1 protein-coding gene is annotated in these 501 nt (G+C 69.7%); it reads left to right on the forward strand.

Annotated features, from left to right (window positions below; all coding sequences use genetic code 11):
• Window positions 1-83: 83 nt before the first annotated feature.
• Window positions 84-501, forward strand: a 418-nt coding sequence (locus G7A99_RS24790) for a PLP-dependent transferase (protein WP_163144738.1), incomplete at its 3' end; no start/stop codon positions are given.

Here is a 501-nt window from a genome sequence, read left to right on the forward strand (position 1 = left end):
GTGACTGACGGGGCGCCGCCTCGCATGACGCCGCGGGATCGGTCATCCTCTGCGAATTCCACATACGCCTTGACGGAGGACCCATGGCGAGCGATGAGCGTTTCCCCACGCGCTGTATCCATGCGGGGCAGGTTGCCGACCCTTACGGGGCGCCGTACGTGCCGGTCTACAACACCACCACCTTCGGCTTTACGGACACGCAGGCGCTACGCGAGGCTGCCGCCGCACCGGACCGCCGTCCTCTGTATACGCGCTACGGCAGCAATCCGACGATCTTTGCCGTGGAACGCCAGCTCGCCGCACTGGAGGGCGGTGAGGCGGCGCTGGTGTTCGGGGCCGGCATGGCCGCGATCTCCGCTGTATGCATGGCGCACGGGCAGGGCGGGGTGGCCGTGGTCGGCAACGCCTACGGGGGCACGCTGGAGCTGGTCTCGGAGCGTCTCCCGGCGCTCGGGTGGCGGGGGCACCTGGCCTTCCCCGACGAGATGGAGGCGCTCGACG

This window comes from Arhodomonas sp. KWT, assembly GCF_010993615.1.